Source organism: Citrobacter sp. MGH100, from assembly GCF_001034465.1.
In the GTDB taxonomy this organism is placed as follows: Bacteria; Pseudomonadota; Gammaproteobacteria; order Enterobacterales; family Enterobacteriaceae; genus Citrobacter; species Citrobacter youngae.
In genome coordinates, this window is the sequence record NZ_KQ089801.1 from 300150 (window position 1) to 324304 (window position 24155).

19 protein-coding genes, 1 tRNA gene and 1 pseudogene are annotated in these 24155 nt (G+C 51.2%); 13 read left to right on the top strand and 8 right to left on the bottom strand.

Going from position 1 to position 24155, the window contains the following annotated elements; all coding sequences use genetic code 11:
* Positions 1-43 precede the first annotated feature (43 nt).
* The 5 genes from SK32_RS13060 to SK32_RS13080 all read left to right on the top strand — a co-directional run bounded on the left by SK32_RS13060 (position 44) and on the right by SK32_RS13080 (position 8615).
* Positions 44-3457 (top strand): DEAD/DEAH box helicase family protein, encoded by a 3414-nt coding sequence (locus tag SK32_RS13060; RefSeq protein WP_048212813.1) that lies wholly within the window; start codon positions 44-46, stop codon positions 3455-3457.
* Positions 3458-3520: 63 nt separating this feature from the next.
* The gene (locus tag SK32_RS13065) at positions 3521-5155 is read left to right on the top strand and encodes a type I restriction-modification system subunit M (RefSeq protein ID WP_048212814.1); all 1635 of its coding nucleotides are present in this window, start codon (positions 3521-3523) and stop codon (positions 5153-5155) included.
* A complete protein-coding gene (locus SK32_RS13070; protein WP_048212815.1) occupies positions 5152-6345 on the top strand; it encodes a restriction endonuclease subunit S in 1194 nt (397 codons plus the stop codon). Before SK32_RS13065 ends, SK32_RS13070 begins: the two co-directional genes overlap by 4 nt.
* A gap of 348 nt (positions 6346-6693) precedes the next feature.
* Complete coding sequence (locus tag SK32_RS13075) at positions 6694-7674, top strand: thymidylate synthase (protein ID WP_048212816.1); 981 nt, start codon at positions 6694-6696, stop codon at positions 7672-7674.
* Entirely contained in the window at positions 7671-8615 is a 945-nt protein-coding gene (locus tag SK32_RS13080; protein ID WP_048212817.1) for an alpha-glutamyl/putrescinyl thymine pyrophosphorylase clade 3 protein, read from the top strand. Before SK32_RS13075 ends, SK32_RS13080 begins: the two co-directional genes overlap by 4 nt.
* Positions 8616-8617: 2 nt before the next feature.
* Here the strand turns inward: SK32_RS13080 and SK32_RS13085 are convergent, their stop codons facing one another.
* The gene (locus tag SK32_RS13085) at positions 8618-9700 is read right to left on the bottom strand and encodes an ImmA/IrrE family metallo-endopeptidase (RefSeq protein WP_048212818.1); all 1083 of its coding nucleotides are present in this window, start codon (positions 9698-9700) and stop codon (positions 8618-8620) included.
* 466 nt (positions 9701-10166) lie between these two features.
* Here SK32_RS13085 and SK32_RS13095 point away from each other — a divergent pair, with 466 nt between their 5' ends.
* Positions 10167-10430, top strand: coding sequence for a MazG-like family protein (locus SK32_RS13095; RefSeq protein WP_048213480.1), 264 nt, complete (start codon positions 10167-10169; stop codon positions 10428-10430).
* A gap of 173 nt (positions 10431-10603) precedes the next feature.
* Here SK32_RS13095 and SK32_RS13100 read toward each other — a convergent pair whose 3' ends face one another.
* Both SK32_RS13100 and SK32_RS13105 read right to left on the bottom strand, forming a co-directional pair.
* Entirely contained in the window at positions 10604-11869 is a 1266-nt protein-coding gene (locus SK32_RS13100) for a tyrosine-type recombinase/integrase (protein ID WP_048212819.1), read from the bottom strand.
* A 186-nt stretch (positions 11870-12055) separates the two neighbouring features.
* Positions 12056-12140, bottom strand: a tRNA-Leu gene (locus SK32_RS13105).
* A gap of 220 nt (positions 12141-12360) precedes the next feature.
* On the opposite strand from SK32_RS13105, the gene ahr reads away from it, so the two are divergent.
* Positions 12361-13380, top strand: coding sequence for an NADPH-dependent aldehyde reductase Ahr (gene ahr, locus SK32_RS13110; RefSeq protein WP_032937718.1), 1020 nt, complete (start codon positions 12361-12363; stop codon positions 13378-13380).
* A 30-nt stretch (positions 13381-13410) separates the two neighbouring features.
* Here ahr and idnK read toward each other — a convergent pair whose 3' ends face one another.
* Positions 13411-13932, bottom strand: coding sequence for a gluconokinase (gene idnK, locus SK32_RS13115; RefSeq protein ID WP_048212820.1), 522 nt, complete (start codon positions 13930-13932; stop codon positions 13411-13413).
* A 217-nt stretch (positions 13933-14149) separates the two neighbouring features.
* On the opposite strand from idnK, the gene idnD reads away from it, so the two are divergent.
* The 5 genes from idnD to SK32_RS13140 all read left to right on the top strand — a co-directional run bounded on the left by idnD (position 14150) and on the right by SK32_RS13140 (position 20045).
* Positions 14150-15193: an L-idonate 5-dehydrogenase gene (idnD, locus tag SK32_RS13120; RefSeq protein WP_048212821.1), complete on the top strand. Its 1044-nt coding sequence runs from the start codon at positions 14150-14152 to the stop codon at positions 15191-15193.
* A gap of 11 nt (positions 15194-15204) precedes the next feature.
* Positions 15205-15969 (top strand): gluconate 5-dehydrogenase, encoded by a 765-nt coding sequence (gene idnO, locus SK32_RS13125; protein WP_048212822.1) that lies wholly within the window; start codon positions 15205-15207, stop codon positions 15967-15969.
* Between the two features lie 123 nt (positions 15970-16092).
* Positions 16093-17412: a gnt-II system L-idonate transporter gene (gene idnT / locus SK32_RS13130; RefSeq protein WP_016155581.1), complete on the top strand. Its 1320-nt coding sequence runs from the start codon at positions 16093-16095 to the stop codon at positions 17410-17412.
* A 52-nt stretch (positions 17413-17464) separates the two neighbouring features.
* Positions 17465-18463 carry a DNA-binding transcriptional regulator IdnR gene (gene idnR, locus SK32_RS13135; protein ID WP_048212823.1) on the top strand — a complete coding sequence of 333 codons (999 nt, stop codon included), beginning with the start codon at positions 17465-17467 and terminating at the stop codon, positions 18461-18463.
* A gap of 79 nt (positions 18464-18542) precedes the next feature.
* The gene (locus SK32_RS13140; RefSeq protein WP_048213481.1) at positions 18543-20045 is read left to right on the top strand and encodes a helicase HerA-like C-terminal domain-containing protein; all 1503 of its coding nucleotides are present in this window, start codon (positions 18543-18545) and stop codon (positions 20043-20045) included.
* Positions 20046-20056: 11 nt separating this feature from the next.
* Here SK32_RS13140 and SK32_RS26740 read toward each other — a convergent pair.
* From SK32_RS26740 to SK32_RS26450, 4 genes and pseudogenes are all read right to left on the bottom strand, one after another.
* Positions 20057-20135, bottom strand: a pseudogene (locus SK32_RS26740) (hypothetical protein); the annotation flags it as partial.
* A gap of 15 nt (positions 20136-20150) precedes the next feature.
* Positions 20151-21233: an LPS export ABC transporter permease LptG gene (gene lptG / locus SK32_RS13145; RefSeq protein ID WP_048212824.1), complete on the bottom strand. Its 1083-nt coding sequence runs from the start codon at positions 21231-21233 to the stop codon at positions 20151-20153.
* Positions 21233-22333, bottom strand: a complete 1101-nt coding sequence (gene lptF / locus SK32_RS13150; protein ID WP_048212825.1) for an LPS export ABC transporter permease LptF — start codon at positions 22331-22333, stop codon at positions 21233-21235. The genes lptG and lptF overlap by 1 nt, the downstream gene beginning before the upstream one ends.
* Positions 22334-22395: 62 nt before the next feature.
* Complete coding sequence (locus SK32_RS26450) at positions 22396-22446, bottom strand: hypothetical protein (RefSeq protein ID WP_212723231.1); 51 nt, start codon at positions 22444-22446, stop codon at positions 22396-22398.
* A 153-nt stretch (positions 22447-22599) separates the two neighbouring features.
* Here SK32_RS26450 and pepA point away from each other — a divergent pair, with 153 nt between their 5' ends.
* A complete protein-coding gene (gene pepA / locus SK32_RS13155; protein WP_003025870.1) occupies positions 22600-24111 on the top strand; it encodes a leucyl aminopeptidase in 1512 nt (503 codons plus the stop codon).
* Positions 24112-24155 lie beyond the last annotated feature (44 nt).

Sequence of the window (24155 nt, forward strand, 5' to 3'; positions counted from 1 at the left end):
TTTCCAGAAATCCTGTTGTATCCACGACATAAGGCGATGATTGATGGAGCAGTCTCTCAATTTTGAAATGTTGCGCAGCCAGTGGCCGGAACTGGCGGAACTCGCGTGTATGGCGGAACGTTACGTTCACACCGACCCGGAAAGCAGTCTGGTTAAGCTGCGCAACTACACCGAATTGATGGTGCGTTGGTTATATCGTCAGGAACGGCTGCCTGAAGGCATCAAAGCAAATCTGTATGATTTAATGAATGCCGATGTCTTCACCAGCATGATGCCGGAAGCCATCATCATGAAAATGGATGCGCTACGTATACACGGCAACCGCGCCGCGCACGGCGGACGTATCAAAGCCAAAGATACGTACTGGCTGCTTAAGGAAGCGTATTTATTAGGGGTCTGGCTGTATGTTCGTTATGCCCACGGTAATGTTGATGACTGCCCCAAATTCTCTCTCCCTCCGTTAATACAATCTTCAGGTCGTGCAGATGAAAAACGTCTGGAAGATGCAATCAGGGCTCAAGATGAAAGCCGTGAGCGCGAACTGGCGCTACAACGCGCACTACAGCAAGAGCAGGAAAAGGCCGAACACCTTACTCAACGCCTGAACGAAGCCAGAGCTCGCAACCAGCATGTTGCAGATATCCTCTCTATTGATGAAGCGGAAACCCGTCGCCGCCTGATTGATTCTCGCCTGCTTGCCGCAGACTGGAATGTAGGGGAAGAGCTTAATAATACCGATCAGGTTACGCAGGAACACCCCGTTAAAGAACAACCTACTGCAACCGGTGACGGTTATGCGGATTATGTCTTGTGGGATGAGGCGCATAAACCGCTGGCGGTGGTGGAAGCAAAAAAAACCAGCGTCAATGCCGAGCAAGGACGAATTCAGGCCCGACTGTATGCCGACTGGCTGGAAAAAGAATATGGTCAGCGCCCGGTCATCTTCTACACCAACGGCTACGATATCTGGCTGTGGGACGACCATAAAACTCATGGTTATCCTCCGCGTCGGGTATTTGGCTTCTACAGCAGGGAAAGCCTGCAATATCTTATTCAGCAGCGTGAAACCCGTCTGCCACTGAACAGTGTGTCTCACGTAAAAGACAACGAAGGAAAAGCTGTTGCCGGACGTTTGTATCAGCTTGAAACCATTGCCCGCGTCAGCGAACGGTTTACTAACAAGTACCGACAATCGTTAATTGTTCAGGCTACAGGTACAGGCAAAACCCGTGTAGCGATTGCGCTAAGCAAACTGATGATTGATGCTCGCTGGGTAAAACGCGTCCTGTTTCTTTGTGACCGCAAAGAGTTACGTAAACAGGCGGCGAATGCGTTTAATCAGTTCACCAATGAGCCGTTGTATGTAGTCGGTAAATCCAAAAAAGCAGACAGGCAGAATGCTAGAATTTATATCGCCACCTATCCCGGCATGATGAAAATCATGGATCATTTTGATGTCGGTTATTTCGATCTGATCATTGCCGACGAATCCCATCGTTCTATCTACAACGTCTACGGCGATCTGTTTAAGTATTTTGATGCTCTCCAGATTGGCTTGACGGCCACGCCGATCGACATGGTGAGCAAAACCACTTTCGGCCTGTTTGGTTGTGAAGGGCGTATCCCTACCGCCAACTACAGCCTGGAAGATGCCATCGCCGATAACAATCTAGTTCCCTATGAGGTTGTCACGCATACTACTGAATTCCTGCGCGAAGGCATCAAACGGGAGAAATTAAGCGACGCACAAATCCGTGAGCTGGAAGAACAGGGGATCGATCCCAATACGCTGGAATTTGATGGCAAGGCGCTGGATGAGGCGATCTATAACAAAGACACCAACCGCTATATACTACGTAACCTGATGGAAAATGGCCTGAAAGATCGGGACGGCCAACTGCCAGGTAAAACCATCATTTTCGCCCGTAACCACAAACACGCGCTGCTGTTGAATGAATTGTTCGACGACATGTATCCGCAGTTTGCCGGACGCTTCTGTCAGGTCATCGACAACTACGATCCCCGCGCCGAGCAACTGATTGATGATTTTAAAGGGCTGGACGAAAGCACCAACAAAGAGCTGACCATCGCTATCTCCGTTGACATGCTTGATACCGGCATTGATGTCCCGGAAATTGTGAATCTGGTCTTTGCCAAACCAGTCAAATCGAAAGTAAAGTTCTGGCAGATGATTGGCCGTGGTACGCGTCTTTGTTCAGGGTTGTACGGCTACGATGACAACGGCAAACAGCTGGATAAACAGAAATTCCGCATCTTCGATCACTGGGGCAATTTTGAGTATCACGAGCTGCATACCGAAGAGGCCGAAGTCACGGCGACAAAATCACTGGCGCAAAGACGCTTCGAGGCATGGATCACGCTTGGCACCGCTGCTCAGCGTAAGTTCGACAAACAGGCGGTGGATTTAGTCGCTCACCAGCTCCGTGAGCAGATCAACGCGTTGGATGAAAAGTCGATTGCCGTGCAGGAGAAGTGGCAGCAAAAAGCGCAGTACAGCGATGAAAAAGTGCTGCGCCAGCTTTCCCCGAAAACACAGCAGGATCTGCTATCTGTCCTAGCCCCTCTGATGCAGTGGCTGGACGTGCGCGGTCAGAGCGATGCTATGCGCTTTGATATGGATATTCTGGCGGCGCAAACTGCCCGTTATACCAACCCGGAAGAGTTGGACGTGCTCTGGCCAGTCATCGTCGAGAAAGTGGAACGTCTGCCGCCGCATCTGGCGCAGGTGCAACAGCAGGGGCAGCGAATTAATCAGCTTCGTGATTTAGGCTGGTGGAAGCAAGCCAGTCTAGAAGAACTGGAAGATATCCGCATTCACCTGCGCGGCATCATGCACCTGATGGAGAAAGATGCGACACCGAAATTTGGTTCGATACAGGTGGATATTACCGAAGATGCGAACCTGATCCAGACGGAAACCCGCAAAACCAACATCCGCTCGATTGATTTCAAACTCTATCGCCAGCAGGTTCAGGGAGCACTGGAGCCGCTATTCCAGCAAAATCCGGTTCTGAAGAAAATCCGCAACGGCGAGCCGGTGACGCAAAGCGAGCTGGATGAGCTGGCGAAGCTAGTGCTGATCCAGAATCCCAACGTTGATATTCGGGCGCTGAAAGAGTTCTATCCGCAGGCAACAGCCAGCCTGGATAAACTTTTGCGTACAATCATCGGGATGGACAGCGACGCGGTAGAAGTACGTTTTGCACAGTTCGCAGCTGACAACAGCCTGACCAGCCAGCAACTGCGTTTCCTGTCACTGCTGAAAAACCACATCCGCGATTACGGCACCATTGAAATGCGACAGCTCTTTGAACAGCCGTTTACGCACATCCACAACGAAGGTGTTACCGGCGTGTTCCCGGATATAGAGCAGATCGTCCGGTTGCAAAAGATAGTCGAAGAGCTGGGTGTTGTGACCGACGCAGCGACGGTATAATACGCACATGACAAGCCCCGGCAGCGGGGCTTTTATATTTATAACAGGATATAGACGTTAACAATGATCACCGGTGACTTAAAAAGTAAAATCGACGGGCTGTGGGAAGATTTCTGGGTGGGTGGTATCACAAACCCGCTGACCGTTATCGAACAGATCACCTACCTGATGTACTCCAGGATGCTGGATACCCAGGAACAACGGGACGAGAAGCGTAAGCAAATCACAGGCGTTGATTTTAAACCGCGCTTTGCGCCTGAGCAGCAGGAGTTCCGCTTCAGCCATTACAGCAACCTTGGCTCGGATGAAATGATGGACGTGGTGCGTGATGGCGTCTTCCAGCATTTCCGACAGCTCGGCCAGGCTGATGCATCAAAGGTGACACTGCTGGGCAACTTTATGAAAGATGCCCGTCTGGAGATCGTCAAACCGTCGCTGTTAACCAAAGCCGTGGAGGTGATCAAAAACCTGCCGCTGGATCGTGGCGACACCAAAGGCGATCTCTACGAATACCTGTTAAGCAAGCTGACCACCGCCGGAATCAACGGTCAGTTCCGTACGCCGCGCCACATTATCCGCACGATGATTGAAATGATGGAGCCGAATCCAGCGCGTGGTGAGACGATTTGTGATCCGGCCTGTGGCACTGGTGGTTTTCTGGCGACCAGCTATGAGTACCTGCTGGAAAAATACAGCTCGCTGGAGTCCATCCATACCGAGATTGGCAGCAACGAACGCGGTGAGCTGGAAGAGCAAAAAATCTTTACTGGTGATCTGCTGACGCCGTGGCGTGACCATGTGGATAACAACATGTTCCACGGCTACGACTTTGACACTACTATGCTGCGTATCGCCGCTATGAACCTGATTATGCACGGCGTGGAAGAGCCGGATATCCACTATCAGGACACCATGAGCCAGAGTTTCAGTACCAACTTCCCGCAGGCCAGCAAAAATGCTTTCAACCTGATATTGGCGAACCCACCGTTTACCGGTTCACTGGATGAGGAAGATATCGACGCCACGCTGTCGGCGATGGTGAAAACCAAGAAAACTGAGCTGCTGTTCCTGGCGCGCATTCTGCAAATGCTGAAAGTAGGCGGACGCAGTGCCACTATCGTGCCGCAGGGCGTGTTGTTTGGCTCCAGTAAGGCGCACCAATCACTGCGTAAAACGCTGATAGAAGATAACCAGCTGGAAGCGGTGATCAACCTGCCTTCCGGCGTATTTAAACCTTACGCTGGTGTGGCGACGGCGATTCTGATCTTTACCAAAGGTGGTCAGACGGACGAGGTCTGGTTCTACGATCTGCAAAATGATGGCTACAGCCTGGATGACAAGCGTAACCCGATAAAAGACAACGACCTGCCGCATCTGCTGGCAAGCTGGAAGCATTACCGTACTTTACGCGGGCTACCGGTTGATAACTTTATGGGTGAGAAATTAGCCTCATTGTTGAAACAACAGTCCCCGGAAGGGATTGATGCTGGCGTTGATTTTAAAGATCGCACGCAGGCGGTGTTTGTGGTGCCGAAGGAGGAGCTTGCGGCGCAGAAATACGATCTCTCCATCAACCGTTATAAAGAAGTCGTGTATCAGACGGAGGAGTATGAAGATCCGAAGGTGATACTGAAGCAGTTGAAGGATCTGGAAAAAGAGATTCTGGCAGATTTGGATGAGCTGGAGGGGATGCTGTGAGCTGGCCAATGGTGAAGTTAGGGGATGTTTTATCGATCATTCGAGGAGTAACGTTTAAGCCAAATGATCAGGTTGAGCCATTGAGTGAAGGTTCAACAATTGTCATGAGAACAAAAAATGTTCAAAGGAGTGGGTTAGATATTTCGGATTTAATTGCCATTCCCGATAGTTTTATCAAGCGGGATGAGCAATATTTACGTTCTGAAGATATGCTTATTTCCAGTGCAAATAGTTGGGAGCTTGTTGGGAAAATTAGTTTTATTGATAAATTACCGGCAAAATCTACTGCTGGTGGTTTTATATCAATCATTAGAGCAAAAAAAGAAAAAGTCATTCCAAAATATTTATACTATTGGCTGACACTTGAACACACTCAAGTAATAATAAGAAATTGTGGACAAAAAACGACTAACATATCAAACTTAAATCTTGAAAGATTTAAAGAATTGTTTATACCTCTACCATCCTTAAATGATCAGAGACGTATAGTTGCTATTCTTGATAAAGCAGCGAACATACGCCAAAAACGCGAACAAACCATCAAACTGGCTGATGATTTTTTGCGTGTTACGTTTTTAGCGATGTTTGGTGATCCTGTTGAAAACCCGAAGAGATGGGATGTGGGTTCTTTGTTAGAATATGGTTCATTTAAAAATGGAATGAATTTTACGAAAGGTGAGTCAGGCTCTGTACTGAAGTGCCTGGGAGTTGGCAATTTCAAATCACTAGCAACGATTACCTGTATGGACAATATCGGTGAAATTGAATTAAATACTCTCCCTTCAGATGATTATCTTTTGAAAGATGGTGATATCGTCTTTGTCCGTTCTAATGGTAATAAAGCCTTGGTCGGAAGATGTCTTACTATTTACCCAAATAAAGAGAAAGTCACATTTAGTGGATTTTGCATTCGATACAGAATAGAAAAGTCTGCAATCACGGCAGAATATCTTAACTTTCTCTTCCGTACACCTTCAATGAAATGGCAAATGTTAAGCGGGGGCCAAGGGGCGAATATTCAGAATATTAGCCAGGGTACCTTATCTGCACTCAGGATACCTGTACCTCCTTTAGAAAAACAACAGACTTTCTCTAAAGTCGTTAGTTTTCACTCTGAACTAATGAAAAAACTTAATATAGTTGAAACAAATGATATGTTTGGCTCAATTAGCCAAAAATACTTCAATTAATCAGAGCAATTATTAATAAAGATGAAAAAATGACCCGCGAATACTGGTCTTGGCTATATTGGCAGTGATGCCTTTATAGCCTCATCTTTATATTTTCATGAGGGCTTTTCCCGGTCAGTGTCGTATCTACTAAAACAACCTCAGCAAGCCTAGAAACCAGCGTAAAAATAATTCCATAACCATCATCAGATTAGCCCAATGCTTTCCCGCCATAGTTGAATGTCACATTGTCATGTAAAAACACCAAGTCTGACTTACCCTGTTAACCATGTTGATATTGATACTATATTGACTATATGCCGTACAGGTGGTAATGATTTGTTACAACCATACAGGAAAAGGCAGAAAATGACCCTTTTGGTAACGGCTGAGTGTGTCGACGATCTGATAAACGATGTTCATCAAGCTATCCTAGCAGATGGACTCAGTAACGATCCTACAAAAGGATCAACTCTAGAGATTCTTGGTGCCTATCTTGTCCTTACCGACCCTCGCCGAAGAATAAGCAGAACAGAATCCCGAGGAAAACTAATTAGTTGCTTAGGTGAATTACTGTGGTACCTCTCAGCTCAGAACGATCTCGAGTTTATCAAACACTTCATACCACGTTACGCTGAATCCGCTGAGTCAGACGGAAAAATACATGGTGGTTATGGCCCGCGATTATTTAATATGCGCGGTTTATATAATCAGCTGAAAAATGTCATCAACCTTTTGCAGGAGAAAAAGACTACCAGACGTGCAGTAATACAGCTTTTCGATGCTTCAGACTTAGTGCCCTCAAAAACTGAACAGCAAGAATACGCAGATATTCCTTGTACAATATCTATGCAGTTTATTGTCAGACGTGAGGAGCTGCATCTATTTGTTTGTATGCGTTCTAACGATGCCTTTATGGGGTTGCCCCATGATGTATTTGCTTTCACGATGCTACAGGAATTAGTCGCCCGCTTGATAGGATGCGAATTGGGCCACTATCATCACTTCGTATCCAGTCTACATCTCTATAAAAATGATTTAGAAAAAGTGGAGGCACTTCAGAAAGAGGGGTTCATGAGCACTCTACCAATCATGGGATCGATGCCTGAAATGCATTCCTTAGATGATATCTTACCCCTGCTTGAGGCAGAAAAAGCTCTTCGAGAGAATAAGGAGTTTGATATTGACACTACTTCTTTGAATGACTACTGGAAGGATTTACTGCGTATTTTAAAAATCCACTTTTTGTTACGCTCACGTACATCTAACCACAAAGAACTAGCCTTCCAAGAGTTGGCTGCAATGAAAAATCAGGAATATCGATTTATTTTTGATGGAAAATTACAATGAAAAGACACAATCAAATTAGTCAGTTGGTTGTTAGTTTGCAAAATTTTAGTCGCAATGAACACAACCTAAATGGCCTAAGCTCTCCCGCCTGCTTTGATGTTTTAGCCTGTCAGATTATCGACAGTATACGTCGTATACGCTATGTGGAAACTCTTGCATTACGGACTGATTATATGACTCCATTACGAAAAGAGCCGAATTCTGATATTTTTGATCCTCTCCGTGCTGCCTGCCTTCATTTTCGTGACAACAATTACGACGAAGCCTGCTGGCTGGTTTTCCTTGCCACACATTTCGGCAAGAGTAACAAAACCGGCTGGATTTTGTGTCGAGATATATACAGTGGACTCGGTACACAAACGTGGACATGGGATACGATAACTGATGACTTTACTGCTTTTGAACAATGGTTCGCCAGCGTCTCTGATGAGCTGACAGCAAACAGCAGCCTAAGACAGTATGGCAACCACCGGAAATATGAAACGAAGAAATATCACTCTCGTCGTTCAATACCTGCGGTTTTTCGCTCTTATATAGGATTTATTGGCGCCACACATAGTCATGAGGCTAGGTTTGCAGAGGCCAAGAGCTTTTCATCTTCACCCGAATCTTTATTCGAACTATTGTATTCAGGGCTAAATGCTGTGATCTCATTTGGACGAACCGCAAAATTTGATTACCTAACTATGCTTAAGAAAACTGGACTTCTGGATGCAGAGCCGGGTCATGCCTTTCTGAATGGAGCAACAGGTCCCCTTCAAGGAAGCCGGCTACTTTTCAGCAATAGCCGGACTGCTGGTGATACAATAGACGTATTGAATGAAAAACTGGCTGACCTTGCGGCAATTATACCTGCACCCTACTTGAGAATGCAGGTCATTGAAGATGCGTTGTGCAACTGGCAGAAATCACCTGACCGTTATGTCTATTTCGGCGGCTGATATCAGACGATATCTTCTTTACGGAATCTCACTTTAAACCGATTAAGGTGAGAAAAGGGTATATTACCTTCGTGCTGCAAATATCCCAGCACGATCCCTTTGGATACCCCCATTTTCCTAGCTAACCGGATGATCTCTTTCCAGTGCCGGACACCATAGCGACCAAGCTGCTGCCGGTATTCTTCTGGGATAAGAACATCAACGGCAAATTTATCAGCTTCCTTTTCCTCTTCCGACGAAAGACCATCTTTACCTTCTACGCGAACTCGGACAGCCTCATGCAAAATAAGATGCCCAATCTCGTGAAACAGCGTAAACCAAAAATGGTCATCGGTCAGATAGCGGAAACTCATGACTAGGGTAGCGCGATCTGGTGTAAAAAAGCAGGTAGCACCACTTGCCCGACACCCCCTTGGTGTTGGCAACACAACGAGAGAAACTCCAGCAGTGGCGAGAAGGTCGCGAATGTAAGGGATAAAAATCCCCATGTCGGGTTCATTTGTAGCTTTGCGCAGCTCTGGCAACAATGCTAGCAGCACCTCTTTATCCCATACTGCACAGTTTTGATTTGAGGTAAGTTGTGCAGCCCTAGTCAGCCACACCAAATCGGCCACAGGCTCAGTTGCCAGATTAAGAGATTTACGAAAAGCGACCAAAGGAGCATCTGACTGAATTTTATAGAAAAAATCATTCACGGAATTTATTCCGAAAAACGACAGGCAGTGACTGAATTTACTTTCCCGAGTTGTAGTTTTGGGGATCCAACCAAACTCCATCATATCACGTACAGGCAATGATTCGAGCCAATCACTATTCACTTTCTCGAGGTATTCAATTTGCTGGCGATAAGCGTCTTCGCGCTTGATCCAGAAATCTGTCGATACGCTGAATAACTCCTCAAGCTTACAAGCCAGAGACTCATTGAGTCGGATTTTTCCTTCAAGAAGTTGCTGACCCCGGATAAGAGACAATCCAATCCTCTTACTCAGTTCTTCACCAGAGAGCCCATGTTCATCCATTAGATCTATAATCGTATCACCGGGTGGAGATACCCAGTCAGGCTGGAAGTCCTGCGTAACCATCATTTCACGTCACCTATGAACACTAACCGTATCCGGCTGACTCGGGACCAGTTAATTGTATTGTCTTGATTTTTGGGCTTAATTGTATTCCCACAGACAAACCCCATTTTTACATCACCGAAAAGAGTAATTGTAATACACTCTTCCCCATCCTCAAAGCGTACCTCCGGCGAACCTACTGGCAACAGTAATATATTGTCGGTCACGGAAAGATCGGAAAGTCGCGAGCGTAGTCTTGATGCCAGTTTGTCACCAAAGATCTCATTTGCCTCGTGCATACTCTCGCAAATAGCCCTTAACTTCTTGCTTTGAAAGGTAATGAACAAAATTATCCACTTTTATTTTTCTTGGTTGCTACGTTTATAGCAAACTCAACGCTCATTCACAAAATGAGATGTATCGAATTAATGGACTCTGCACATATTTAATGTTAATGATGGACTTAAAATGGCAGATTCGTAAGGGAAACATGAAAGGTAAACATCAAGACACTAAAGCCCTGTCTGACGTGCTAGCAGAAATGCAACGGCAGGATGCCAAATGGGGGGCAGACCGTAATCAAGATCCTTTTATCTGGGGAGCGATTCTCGGGGAAGAGGTGGGAGAGTTTCATCAAGCTGTCCTCCATGATCGTTTTGGTGGTAAAGCAGCCGGTACCAGCAGGGAGGAAGCGGTGCAAATTGCTGCCGTTGCACTGCAAATCATCGAGTATTATGATCGCGTAAAAGATTGATAAATTAGAATTAATCAACAAATCCTTTCACACGCGAAGATGAGCTCTGGCAGCGCATCTACCTTCTTGAGCATGTAGAATACCTCTAATTGCAATACTCCCAGTAAATCATCAACCAGCCTCTCCAGTAAGGCTGGCCGATTAGGGTTAATTAAACAGATACAACAAGCAATTCACTTGGTATTACCCCGATTGGTCTTCGCGTAGTCAAACGGCGTAATCCCCTTCTCCCGGTTTGCATCCAAAAAATCCGCCCACCACTGCAACATCAACTTGCGTTCATCCAGATGTTCCGCTTTATGGATATACGCCGCCCTCACCGAATTGCGTTCCATATGGCTCATCTGACGTTCGACCGCATCCTTCGACCATAGTCCTGACTCAATTAACGAACTACAGGCCATTGTGCGGAAGCCGTGGCCGCAAACCTCAACCTTAGTATCATATCCCATCACCCGTAGCGCACTGTTTACAGTGTTTTCACTCATTGGCTTACGCGGATCATGATCGCCAATAAAAATCAGCTCATGTTCACCACAGAACTGTTTTATCTGCTTCAGGATCGCCAGCGCCTGCTTTGAAAGAGGTACCAGATGCGGTGTACGCATCTTTGAACCTCGCTGAGAATGTTTCACATCAGGAATAGGCTCTCGCTCAGGCGGGATGGTCCACATTGAAGTTTCAAAATCGATTTCTGACCAGCGAGCAAAACGCAGCTCACTGGAGCGAATAAAGATAAGCAGAGTAAGTTCCGTTGCCCAGCGGGTTAGCGGCCTGCCGGTATAGCCGTCTATTTTCTGAAGTAATTCAGGGATGCGTTTTAACTCCAGCGCCGGACGATGTTGTCGATTACTGGAAGCAACCGCCCCAGCCATCTCTTGTGCCGGGTTATAATCAATTAACCCACTTTGGACCGCATACCGCATGATGGCCGTAGTGCGCTGTTGAAGACGAGCTGCAACCTCAAGACGTCCAGACAGCTCTACGGCTTTAATGGGCACTAATAAATCGCGAGTTTTTAACTCAGCGATATTACGCTCACCAAGCGCTGCGAAGAGATTATCTTCCAGGCTTTTTAGCACACGATGGGCGTGATCTTCAGACCACTTTTTATTGGTGCCATGCCACTCGATCGCCACCTCTTTGAAGGTTCGTGCTTTACTCTGTTCAACCTTATCATTTTTCTTTTTGTCTCCCGGATCGACGCCATTCGCTAGCAGCTTACGCGCTTCGTCTCGACGTGCTCTGGCATCCGCCAGTGTGATTTCAGGATAAACCCCAAGTGCCAACATCTTTTGCTTGCCGTCATAACGGTACTGCAAACGCCAGTACTTAGAACCATTAGGATGGACAAGTAGGTGCATACCGCCGCCATCGGTCAGTTTGTATTGCTTATCCGTTGGCTTGGCTGTTCTGACCTTGATATCTGTTAACGCCATGCTGATCCCCTCCCTGTTGGTACAAGCATTATCGAACCGTAAATACCATCATCTGTACCAACATCTGTTGGTAGATGTACGTTGATGTCGGTTGACCTTGAGAGAGCTAATATAGCGGGAAAGGTAGATAAATACTGGATTTTAGACATAAAAAAAGACCTCAGTTGAGGTCCATTTACATACTTTTGGTGCCGAAGGCCGGACTCGAACCGGCACGTATTTCTACGGTTGATTTTGAATCAACTGCGTCTACCGATTTCGCCACTCCGGCACGGAAGGGATGCGGAAAACGTTGTGGATTATACCTGTCGTGCGCCGCCATGCAAGCGCCAGCGTGTGTCTGGCCTGCTAAGTGTTGAAAATTTCAGCATTACCTTTCTTAGCTGTAACCCTCATCACAGTTTGCCCGCTTCTTAATCCCCCCTTCTGCGAAGCGTCCCGTTTCCCCATGCTCTACACTTCCAGTTCAACACCACACTGAGGGAAACACGATGTCGATGATAAAAAGCTACGCCGCCAAAGAAGCAGGCAGCGAACTCGAACTCTATGAATATGATGCGGGCGAGCTCAAGCCGGAAGATGTCGAAGTCCAGGTCGATTACTGCGGTATCTGCCATTCCGATTTGTCGATGATCGACAACGAATGGGGGTTCTCTCAGTATCCGCTGGTTGCCGGGCATGAAGTGATTGGTCGCGTGGCAGCGCTCGGCAGCGCGGCGCAGGATAAGGGTCTGAAGGTTGGTCAGCGCGTCGGTATTGGCTGGACGGCGCGCAGCTGCGGACATTGTGACGCCTGTATCAGCGGTAATCAGATTAACTGCCTGGAAGGGTCCGTTCCTACTATTCTCAATCGCGGCGGCTTTGCCGAGAAGCTGCGAGCCGACTGGCAGTGGGTGATCCCGCTACCGGAGAGCATTGATCTGGCGGCGGCTGGCCCCTTGCTGTGCGGCGGTATCACCGTGTTCAAACCGCTGCTGATGCACCATATCACCGCCACCAGCCGCGTCGGGGTGATCGGTATCGGCGGCCTGGGGCATATCGCCATTAAGCTGTTACACGCGATGGGCTGCGAAGTGACCGCATTCAGCTCCAATCCGGCGAAAGAGCAGGAAGTGCTGGCGATGGGGGCGGATAAGGTGGTCAACAGCCGCGATCCGGATGCGCTAAAAGCGCTGGCGGGCCAGTTCGATCTCATTATTAACACGGTTAACGTCGATCTCGACTGGCAGCCCTATTTTGAAGCGCTGGCCTACGGCGGAAACTTCCATACCGTCGGCGCGGTGCTGAAGCCGCTGCCGGTGCCGGCATTTACCTTAATTGCTGGGGATCGCAGCATCTCCGGTTCGGCGACCGGGACGCCATTCGAGCTGCGCAAGCTGATGAAGTTTGCCGGGCGCAGCAAGGTGTCGCCTACCACCGAGCTGTACCCGATGTCGCAAATTAACGAAGCAATCCAGCATGTGCGTGACGGCAAGGCCCGCTACCGCGTGGTGCTGAAAGCCGACTTCTGATGCCGGGCTCAGTCCCGCAAGGGGCTGGGCTTATTGCCCGTTACGAAACGCGAGCACCGCCTGGCGGCACTGTTCCGTCACATGTTCAATGTCATGGTTCACGTCGATGCGGGCAATATCTTTCTCATCGTCCTGCGGGCACTCCAGCGCGTCGAACTGGCTTTTGAGTAATCCCACTGGCATAAAATGCCCTGCCCGACGCTGCATGCGCGCCAGAATAGTCTCGTAGTCGCCGTCCAGCCACAGAAAATGCACATTCGGGCTGCCCTGACGCAATATATCGCGGTACTGTTTTTTTAATGACGAGCAGACAATAAACCCGGTCTCGTTCTTTTTATATAAACTGTATGAGGCGTCATTTAATCGCGCTAGCCACGGCAGTCGGTCTTCATCGGTTAATGGAATACCGTCAGACATTTTATCAATATTTTTAGCGGGATGGAGATCGTCGCCATCAATGAATTTAGCCGATAACATTGCGGCAATTTTGCTGCCAATTAAAGATTTACCGCTTCCCGAAACGCCCATCAAAATATAACTTTCCCCGGCCATTGAAAAAACTCCAGATTCATATTCCATGGCGCGATACTACGCCTTCCACATTACAGAATTCACCTTTTTTCGCCGCGACTGAGCAGATTTACAGGGCGCATCACGTTATGCGTAACATTGTAGTGTAACAATTTCTCAGCGTGATCTGCGTCACAAATAATAACAATTAAAACCGTTTAAATGCTGCCGAGGTTACTACCTGACCAGTGAGGCATTTATGCAAGTCAAAACCCAATCCTGCGTTGTCGCGGGTAAGAAAACTGTTGCCATTACCGACCAAAATATAGAATGGAATAATAAAGGAACGCTGGTACAAATTACCCGCGGGGGAATTTGTGGTTCCGATTTACATTATTATCAGGAAGGCAAAGTCGGTAATTTTACCGTTAAAGCGCCGATGATTTTAGGCCATGAAGTTATTGGTATAGTAGTGCACAGCGATTCAACAGAATTACATGAAGGTCAGTCGGTGGCGATTAATCCGTCGAAGCCCTGCGGTCACTGCAAATACTGTCTGCAGCATGAAGAAAACCAGTGTACGGAAATGCGCTTTTTTGGCAGCGCCATGTATTTTCCCCACGTCGACGGCGGCTTTACTCAGTTTAAAACCGTCGATACTGCGCAGTGCATCCCCTACCCTCAGGAGGCCGATGAAAAAGTCATGGCCTTTGCCGAACCGTTGGCGGTCGCAATCCACGCCGCGCATGAAGCGGGCGACCTGCAGGGCAAGCGCGTGTTTATCTCCGGCGTTGGGCCTATCGGCTGCCTCATCGTCAGCGCAGTAAAAACGCTCGGCGCGGCAGAAATCGTCTGTGCGGATATCAGTTCACGTTCGCTCTCGCTGGCGCAACAAATGGGAGCCGACACGCTGATTAACCCGCAGCAGGACTCGCTCGACGCGTGGAAAAAAGAGAAAGGCTACTTCGACGTCAGCTTTGAAGTCTCTGGTCACCCGTCCTCAATCACCACCTGTCTGGAAGTGACCCGCGCGAAAGGCGTGATGGTGCAGGTCGGCATGGGCGGCGCGGTGCCGGACTTCCCGATGATGATGCTGATCGGCAAAGAGATCGCGCTCAAAGGCTCATTCCGCTTTACCACCGAGTTCAACACCGCGGTGTCGTGGCTGGCGAATAACGTTATCGATCCGCTGCCGTTACTCAGCGCCGAATATCCGTTTACCGACCTCGAACAGGCGCTGATCTTCGCCGGGGATAAAACCCAGGCGGCGAAGGTCCAGCTCGTTTTCGAAGACATAAAATAAGGAATAGCATGATGAACGATCTTTTTTCACTGGACGGCAAAAATATTCTGATCACCGGTTCGGCCCAGGGTATTGGTTATTTACTGGCGACCGGGCTGGGTAAATATGGCGCGCAGATTATCGTCAATGACATTACGCCGGAGCGCGCGGAGGCCGCCGTCGCCAAACTGCAGCAGGAAGGGATCCGCGCCGTGGCCGCGCCGTTCAATGTTACGCATAAACAGGACATTGACGCCGCCATCGACCATATCGAAAAAGACATTGGCCAAATTGATGTGCTGGTGAATAACGCCGGTATCCAGCGTCGCCATCCGTTTACCGAGTTCCCGGAGCAGGACTGGAACGATGTGATTGCCGTTAACCAGACGGCGGTATTCCTGGTCTCCCAGGCGGTAACGCGTCGCATGGTGGAACGTCAGGCCGGAAAGGTCATCAACATCTGCTCCATGCAGAGCGAACTGGGCCGCGACACCATCACGCCGTACGCCGCCTCCAAAGGCGCGGTAAAAATGCTTACCCGCGGGATGTGTGTTGAGCTGGCACGCCACAATATCCAGGTCAACGGGATCGCGCCGGGCTACTTCAAAACCGAAATGACCAAAGCGCTGGTAGAGGATGAAGCCTTCACCTCCTGGCTGTGCAAACGTACGCCAGCCGCGCGCTGGGGCGATCCGCAGGAGCTGATCGGCGCGGCGGTATTCCTCTCTTCTAAAGCATCCGATTTTGTTAACGGGCACCTGTTGTTTGTCGATGGCGGCATGCTGGTCGCCGTCTGATACCACACAACGCAACATCACGCAGCGCCCAGGCGCTGCATTTTTGGCTCCCCCCTGAATAATTCGAGTTGCAGCCAACACACCTGCAGCTTGAAGGATGACGGGGATATAAGAGAAACGATTATGCCATTAATAATAATTGCGGCAGGCGTCGCGCTGCTCCTGGTCCTGATGATTGGCTTTAAAGTTAACGGCTTTATTGCTCTGGTCCTGGTGGCGGCGGTCGTTGGTTTTGCCGAAGGGATGGATGCACAGGCCGTTCTGCACTCAATACAAAACGGGATCGGTGGCACGCTCGGCGGATTGGCGATGATCCTCGGCTTCGGCGCAATGCTCGGCAAACTGATTTCCGATACCGGTGCGGCCCAGCGCATCGCCACCACGCTGATTGGCACATTCGGTAAAAAGCGCGTGCAGTGGGCGTTGGTGATCACCGGTCTGGTTGTCGGTCTGGCGATGTTCTTCGAAGTCGGCTTTGTTCTGCTGCTACCGCTGGTGTTTACGGTGGTGGCCTCGTCCGGCCTGCCGCTGCTGTATGTTGGCGTACCGATGGTCGCCGCGCTGTCCGTGACCCACTGTTTTCTGCCGCCTCACCCGGGGCCGACCGCGATTGCCACCATTTTTGAGGCCAATCTCGGCACCACCCTGCTGTACGGCTTTATTATTACTATCCCGACGGTGATTGTCGCCGGGCCGCTGTTTTCTAAGCTGCTGACCCGCTTTGAGAAAGCGCCGCCGGAAGGGTTATTCAACCCGCATCTGTTCACCGAAGAAGAGATGCCGTCGTTCTGGAACAGTATCTTTGCGGCGGTTATCCCGGTCATACTGATGGCGGTCGCCGCCGTGTGCGAAATTACGCTGCCAAAGACCAACAGCGTGCGGGTGTTCTTTGAGTTTATCGGTAACCCTGCGGTCGCGTTGTTTATCGCTATCGTGCTCGCCATTTTTACCCTTGGTCGACGTAACGGGCGTACGATCGAGCAAATTATGGATATCATTGGCGACTCTATCGGCGCAATCGCGATGATTGTGTTTATCATCGCCGGGGGCGGCGCGTTTAAGCAGGTTCTGGTCGACAGCGGCGTGGGGCAATATATCTCGCACCTGATGACCGGCACGTCGCTTTCTCCGTTGCTGATGTGCTGGACGGTTGCCGCCTTGCTGCGCATCGCGCTCGGTTCAGCCACCGTGGCGGCGATCACCACCGCAGGCGTGGTGCTGCCGATTATCAACGTCACGCATGCCGACCCGGCGCTGATGGTGCTGGCTACCGGCGCGGGCAGCGTGATTGCCTCCCACGTTAACGATCCGGGATTCTGGCTGTTTAAAGGCTATTTTAATCTCAGCGTGGGGGAAACGTTGCGCACATGGACGGTCATGGAGACACTGATTTCCATTATGGGGCTGCTGGGGGTTCTGGCGCTGAACGCCATCCTGCATTAAGACGGTCATCACCGGGGAGCACAGGTCTGCGCTCCCCGGCACTGGAGAGAAAATGAGGAACCACAGAATTTCTTTGCAAGACATCGCCACGCTGGCGGGCGTGACCAAAATGACGGTGAGCCGCTACATTCGCTCGCCGAAAAAGGTCGCAAAGGAAACCGGTGAACGCATCGCGCAGATTATGGAGGAGATTAATTACATCCCCAACCGCGCGCCCGCGATGCTGCTGAACGCGCAAAGCTACACGCTCGGCGTGCTGATCCCCTCGTTTCAAAACCAGTTGTTCGCAGATATTCTGGCCGGTATTGAGTCAGTCACCTCGGACCATAACTATCAGACGCTGATCGCCAACTACAATTACGACCGGGAATCAGAGGAAGAGTCGGTGATTAACCTGCTGTCGTACAATATCGACGGCATTATTTTGTCCGAGAAATATCACACTCTGCGCACAGTTAAATTTCTGCGTTCAGCCAACATTCCGGTAGTCGAGCTGATGGATATTCAGGGCGATCGTCTGGACATGGAAGTAGGTTTCGATAACCGTCAGGCGGCGTTTGATATGGTCAGCACCATGCTGGATAAACGCCAGCGGCGCAAAATCCTCTACCTAGGTTCGAAAGACGACGTCCGCGATGAACAACGCTATCGCGGCTACTGCGATGCCATGACGCGTCGGGGTCTGGTGCCGCTGCGCGTCAATCCGCGCGCTATTTCGTCCATTCATCTTGGCACCCAGATGATGCGGGACGCGCTGGCTGCGCATCCGGATGTAGACGGCGTGTTTTGCACCAACGACGATATTGCGATGGGCGCGCTGTTGCTGTGCCGCGAGCGCGAGCTGGCCGTTCCGGAGCAGATCTCAATTGCCGGTTTTCACGGGCTGGAAATGGGCAGGCAGATGATCCCAAGCCTCGCCAGCGTGATCACCCCGCGTTTTGACATTGGCCGCATGGCGGCGCAGATGTTGCTGAGCAAAATCAAGAACAACGACCATAACCACAACACCGTGGATCTTGGGTATCAGATTTATCACGGCAATACGCTTTAAGTCATTTTCTCTCGCCATCGCATACTCTCTTTGATGGACATTGCCTATACTCCAGGCAGGATAAATGGAGGAAATCTCAATGAGCGCACCCCTGCTAATTGCCCGCACGCCGGACACTGAACTGTTTTTACTGCCAGGCATGGCCAACCGTCACGGGCTGATTACCGGCGCGACCGGGACCGGCAAAACCGTCACGTTACAAAAGCTTGCCGAATCGCTGTCCGGGATTGGCGTACCGGTATTTATGGCCGATGTGAAAGGTGACTTAACCGGCGTAGCCGAGGAAGGCCAATCCTCTGAAAAGCTGCTCGCCCGCCTGAAAAACATCGGCATTACCGACTGGCAACCGCATGCCAATCCGGTCACCGTGTGGGATATCTTTGGCGAAAAGGGTCACCCGGTGCGGGCCACGGTATCTGATCTCGGGCCGCTGCTGCTGGCTCGTCTGCTGAATCTCAACGACGTGCAGTCCGGCGTGCTGGATATTATCTTCCGTATTGCCGATGACCAGGGTCTGTTGCTGCTGGATTTCAAAGATCTGCGGGCCATTACGCAGTACATCGGCGATAACGCTAAATCGTTCCAGAACCAGTACGGCAACATCAGTAGCGCCTCGGTGGGCGCTATCCAGCGCGGACTGTTGTCACTGGAACAACAGGGCGCGGCGCACTTCTTTGGCGAACCGATGCTGGATATCAAAGACTGGATGCGAACCGACGCCAGCGGCAAAGGGATGATCAACATCCTCAGCGCCGAGAAGCTCTACCAGATGCCCAAACTGTACGCCGCCAGCCTGCTGTGGATGCTCTCCGAACTGTACGAACAGCTGCCGGAAGCAGGCGATCTGGAAAAACCAAAACTGGTGTTCTTCTTTGATGAAGCGCATCTGCTGTTCAACGATGCCCCGCAGGTGCTGCTGGATAAAATCGAACAGGTGATCCGCCTGATCCGCTCGAAAGGGGTCGGCGTGTGGTTCGTCTCGCAAAACCCGTCGGATATTCCGGACAACGTGCTTGGTCAGTTGGGTAACCGCGTGCAGCACGCCCTGCGCGCGTTCACGCCGAAAGATCAGAAAGCGGTGAAAAGCGCGGCGCAAACCATGCGCGCCAACCCGGCGTTTGATACCGAGAAAGCTATTCAGGAGCTGGGCACCGGCGAGGCGCTGGTGTCCTTCCTGGACGCCAAAGGCAGCCCGTCGGTGGTGGAGCGGGCAATGGTGATTGCGCCCTGCTCCCGCATGGGGCCGGTGACGGACGATGAGCGCAACGGGCTGATTAATCACTCTTCGCTGTACGGAAAATATGAGGAAGAGGTCGACCGCGAATCCGCCTATGAGCGTTTACAGCAAGGCGTGCAAGCCAGCACCGGGCAGCAAAATACGCCTCCCGCCAACGGTAAAGCGGTCGAGGTTGACGACGGTATTCTCGGTGGGTTGAAGGATATTTTGTTTGGCAGCACAGGACCGCGCGGCGGCAAGCGCGATGGCGTGGTACAGAGCGTGGCGAAAAGCGCGGCGCGACAGGTCACTAATCAGATAATCCGCGGCATGTTGGGGAGTTTGATGGGCGGGAGAAAACGCTAGTGTCCGTGTTACTGTGCCGGATGGCGGCGTAAACGCCTTATCCGGCCTACAGGCCCTGGTAGGCCTGATAAGCGCAGCGCCATCAGGCACTGCGCTTTACTGTGATTACGACCTACGCAGCATCAGCCACAGACTAATCAGCAGGAAGCTGGCACTTGGCAGCAGCGCGCCGATAATCGGCGGAATGCCGTACACCAGCGTCAGCGGGCCAAAGATTTGGTCCAGCACATAGAACACAAAACCGAAGCTAATCCCCGTCACCACACGCACACCCATCGGCACGCTACGCAGCGGGCCGAAGATAAATGACAGCGCCATCAGCATCATGACCGCCACTGACAGCGGCTGGAACACTTTGCTCCACATATTGAGCTGGTAGCGTCCGGCGTCCTGGCCGCTCGACTTCAGGTACTTCACGTAATTATGCAGACCACTAATCGACAGCGCGTCAGGATCCAACGCCACGACGCCGAGCTTGTCGGGCGTAAGGTTGGTTTTCCAGGTGCCGCTCACCGTCTGCGAACCGGTAATTTGTTTCGGGTCGGTCAGGTTGGACTCATCCACCTGCGACAAACGCCAGACCTTCTGCTCCGGGTCAAACGTCGCGCTGGCGGCATAGCGAACGGACTGCAAACGACGCTTGTCGTTAAAGGCGTAAATGCTGATTCCGCCTAATTCGGCGTCCCCTTTCACTCGCTCGATGTAAACAAAGCTGTCGCCATCTTTCGCCCACAGTCCTTGCTGGGTAGAGAGCAGCGAGCCGCCGTACATCTGCTGCGCACGGTAGTTACGCGCCATCTGTTCACCCTGCGGTGCCACCCATTCCCCGATGGCCATCGTCAGCAGCACCAGCGGAATCGCGGTTTTCATCACCGACAACGCTACCTGCATACGGGTAAAGCCGGAAGCCTGCATCACCACCAGTTCACTGCGCTGGGCCAACATGCCCAGCCCCAACAACGCACCCAGCAGCGCCGCCATCGGGAAGAAGATCTGGATATCTTTCGGTGCGCTGAGCAGGGTATACAGCCCGGCGCCCATCGCATCGTAGCTCCCCTGCCCGGCTTTTTTCAGCTGGTCGACAAACTTGATGATCCCGGAGAGCGACACCAGCATGAACAACGTCATCATGATAGTGGTAAAAATGGTTTTACCGATATAGCGGTCAAGTACACCAAAGGGCTGCATTATACCGCTCCTTTACGCATAAAACGGGCACGCAAGCGGCGCATCGGCACCGTATCCCAGAGGTTAAGCACAATCGCCAGCGCCAGATAGGCCAGGTTTACCACCCACATCCAGAACACCGGATCCAGTTTACCTTTGCCACCGTTCGACTTCAGCGACGTCTGCACCAGGAAGAACAGCAAATAGAGCAGCATGGCTGGCAGCATGGACAGCACGCGACCCTGCCGCGGGTTAACCACGCTCAGCGGGACAACCATCAGCGCCATCATAAATACGGTGAATACCAATGTGATACGCCAGTGCAGCTCCGCACGGGCCCGAGCGTTGTCGGTATTCCACAGTGTGCGCATATCCATCTGGTCGGTATCGTTGGGATCCAGCGCCACGGCCTGATGGCCGATAATCGCCTGGTAGTCCTGGAAATCGGTAATGCGGAAATCGCGCAGCAGCGCGGTCCCTTCAAAACGCGTACCTTTGTTCAGCACCACGACCTGAGAGCCGTCACGCAACTGAGTCAGATGTCCGGAATCAGCCACAACCACCGAAGGACGGGCGTTACCTTTCGGGCGGATTTGCGCGAGGAACACATCTTTGAAGCTGCTACCATCAACACTTTCGATAAACAACACCGAACTACCGTTCGTTGCCTGCTGGAATTGCCCTTGAGCAAGCGCCGCCATGCCGGGGTTCGCTTTTGCTTCCGCCAGCACTTCATCCTGATGCCGGGAGGACCACGGTCCGGCCCACATTACGTTGACTGCCGCAACGATACTGGTAAACAACGCCAGCACCATCGCCGCTTTTACCAGCACAGCCTTGCTCAGCCCGCAGGCGTGCATGACCGTAATTTCACTTTCGGTATACAGTTTGCCCAGCGTCATTAGCAGCCCAAGGAAGAGGCTTAAGGGCAAGATAAGTTGCGCCATTTCTGGCACGCCCAGCCCCAGCAGCGAGAGCACCAGATTCGCCGGGATATCACCGTCAACAGCCGCACCCAGGATCCTGACTAACTTTTGACAAAAGAAGATCAAAAGCAGGATGAATAGGATCGCAAGTTGGCTTTTGAGCGTTTCCCGAACCAGATATCTTATGATTATCACTTTAAATACGCCCGTAAAAACCCGTCTTTTGCCGGAATTTAGCTTGTTTCATGGCTTAAACGTCATTTATTCTCTTGAGTCGTCGAAATCGTCGCTAAGATCATTATACTCAACGGATCCACCTCTCAGAAATTGTTCTGACGTGCCAATGCCGTAATAACGTTAAGATTAACACGAAGTCACCGCAACAGCGGGTATGAGTTACGAAAGCTTGCAATTCTATCCGTAGCCACCGCTGTTGTCTTTAAGATTCAGGAGCGTAGTGCATGGAGTTCAGTGTAAAAAGCGGTAGCCCGGAGAAACAGCGGAGTGCGTGCATCGTCGTGGGTGTCTTTGAACCACGCCGCCTCTCTCCGATTGCAGAGCAGCTCGACAAGATCAGCGACGGGTACATCAGCGCACTGCTGCGTCGTGGCGAACTGGAAGGCAAACCGGGTCAAACCCTGTTGCTGCACCATGTTCCTAACGTTCTGTCTGAGCGAATTCTCCTCATTGGTTGTGGCAAAGAGCGTGAACTTGATGAGCGCCAGTACAAGCAGGTCATTCAGAAAACCATCAATACGCTGAATGATACTGGCTCAATGGAAGCCGTCTGCTTCCTGACTGAGCTGCACGTCAAAGGACGCAATAACTACTGGAAAGTGCGCCAGGCCGTTGAGACGGCCCAGGAAACGCTGTACAGCTTTGACCAGTTGAAGACCAACAAAAGCGAGCCGCGCCGCCCGCTGCGTAAAATGGTCTTCAACGTACCGACCCGCCGTGAGCTGACCAGCGGCGAGCGTGCTATCCAGCACGGCCTGGCCATTGCTGCCGGTATTAAAGCGGCGAAAGATCTCGGCAATATGCCGCCAAATATTTGTAACGCCGCCTATCTGGCTTCTCAGGCGCGTCAGCTGGCAGACAGCTACAGCAAAAATGTTGTGACCCGCGTGATCGGCGAGCAGCAGATGAAAGAGCTGGGTATGCACTCTTATCTCGCCGTCGGCCACGGCTCGCAGAACGAGTCACTGATGTCGGTCATCGAGTACAAAGGCAATCCGTCCGAAGACGCGCGTCCGATTGTGCTGGTCGGTAAAGGGTTAACCTTCGACTCCGGCGGTATCTCCATCAAACCAGCCGAAGGCATGGATGAGATGAAGTACGACATGTGCGGCGCGGCGGCAGTGTACGGCGTAATGCGCATGGTGGCCGAGCTTCAACTACCCATCAACGTCGTCGGCGTACTGGCGGGCTGCGAAAACATGCCGGGTGGCCGCGCGTATCGCCCGGGCGATGTGCTGACCACTATGTCCGGGCAGACCGTTGAAGTGCTCAATACCGATGCCGAAGGCCGTCTGGTGTTGTGCGACGTGTTAACCTACGTCGAACGCTTTGAGCCGGAGGCGGTGATTGACGTTGCGACCCTGACCGGCGCGTGCGTGATTGCGTTGGGCCATCACATCACCGGCCTGATGTCGAACCACAACCCGCTGGCGCATGAGCTGATCGGTGCGTCCGAGCAGGCTGGCGACCGCGCGTGGCGTTTGCCGCTGGGTGATGAATACCAGGAGCAGTTAGAGTCTAACTTTGCGGATATGGCGAACATCGGCGGACGCCCTGGCGGCGCCATTACCGCGGGCTGCTTCCTGTCACGCTTTACCCGTAAGTACAACTGGGCGCACCTGGATATCGCCGGTACCGCATGGCGTTCAGGGAAAGCCAAAGGAGCAACCGGTCGTCCGGTCGCGTTGCTGTCGCAGTTCCTGCTCAATCGTGCCGGTTTTAACGGCGAAGAGTAGTTTGCATGATTGCCGGATGGCGCCGCATACGCGTCTTATCCGGC

What these genes read in the sequence shown, in the direction of transcription:
- SK32_RS13060 (WP_048212813.1), top strand. Translation starts at nt 44, where the DNA reads ATGGAGCAGTCTCTCAATTTTGAAATGTTGCGCAGCCAGTGGCCGGAA.
- SK32_RS13065 (WP_048212814.1), top strand. Translation starts at nt 3,521, where the DNA reads ATGATCACCGGTGACTTAAAAAGTAAAATCGACGGGCTGTGGGAAGAT.
- SK32_RS13075 (WP_048212816.1), top strand. Translation starts at nt 6,694, where the DNA reads ATGACCCTTTTGGTAACGGCTGAGTGTGTCGACGATCTGATAAACGAT.
- SK32_RS13080 (WP_048212817.1), top strand. Translation starts at nt 7,671, where the DNA reads ATGAAAAGACACAATCAAATTAGTCAGTTGGTTGTTAGTTTGCAAAAT.
- SK32_RS13085 (WP_048212818.1), bottom strand. Translation starts at nt 9,700, where the DNA reads ATGATGGTTACGCAGGACTTCCAGCCTGACTGGGTATCTCCACCCGGT.
- SK32_RS13095 (WP_048213480.1), top strand. Translation starts at nt 10,167, where the DNA reads ATGAAAGGTAAACATCAAGACACTAAAGCCCTGTCTGACGTGCTAGCA.
- SK32_RS13100 (WP_048212819.1), bottom strand. Translation starts at nt 11,869, where the DNA reads ATGGCGTTAACAGATATCAAGGTCAGAACAGCCAAGCCAACGGATAAG.
- ahr (WP_032937718.1), top strand. Translation starts at nt 12,361, where the DNA reads ATGTCGATGATAAAAAGCTACGCCGCCAAAGAAGCAGGCAGCGAACTC.
- idnK (WP_048212820.1), bottom strand. Translation starts at nt 13,932, where the DNA reads ATGGCCGGGGAAAGTTATATTTTGATGGGCGTTTCGGGAAGCGGTAAA.
- idnD (WP_048212821.1), top strand. Translation starts at nt 14,150, where the DNA reads ATGCAAGTCAAAACCCAATCCTGCGTTGTCGCGGGTAAGAAAACTGTT.
- idnO (WP_048212822.1), top strand. Translation starts at nt 15,205, where the DNA reads ATGAACGATCTTTTTTCACTGGACGGCAAAAATATTCTGATCACCGGT.
- idnT (WP_016155581.1), top strand. Translation starts at nt 16,093, where the DNA reads ATGCCATTAATAATAATTGCGGCAGGCGTCGCGCTGCTCCTGGTCCTG.
- idnR (WP_048212823.1), top strand. Translation starts at nt 17,465, where the DNA reads ATGAGGAACCACAGAATTTCTTTGCAAGACATCGCCACGCTGGCGGGC.
- SK32_RS13140 (WP_048213481.1), top strand. Translation starts at nt 18,543, where the DNA reads ATGAGCGCACCCCTGCTAATTGCCCGCACGCCGGACACTGAACTGTTT.
- lptG (WP_048212824.1), bottom strand. Translation starts at nt 21,233, where the DNA reads ATGCAGCCCTTTGGTGTACTTGACCGCTATATCGGTAAAACCATTTTT.
- pepA (WP_003025870.1), top strand. Translation starts at nt 22,600, where the DNA reads ATGGAGTTCAGTGTAAAAAGCGGTAGCCCGGAGAAACAGCGGAGTGCG.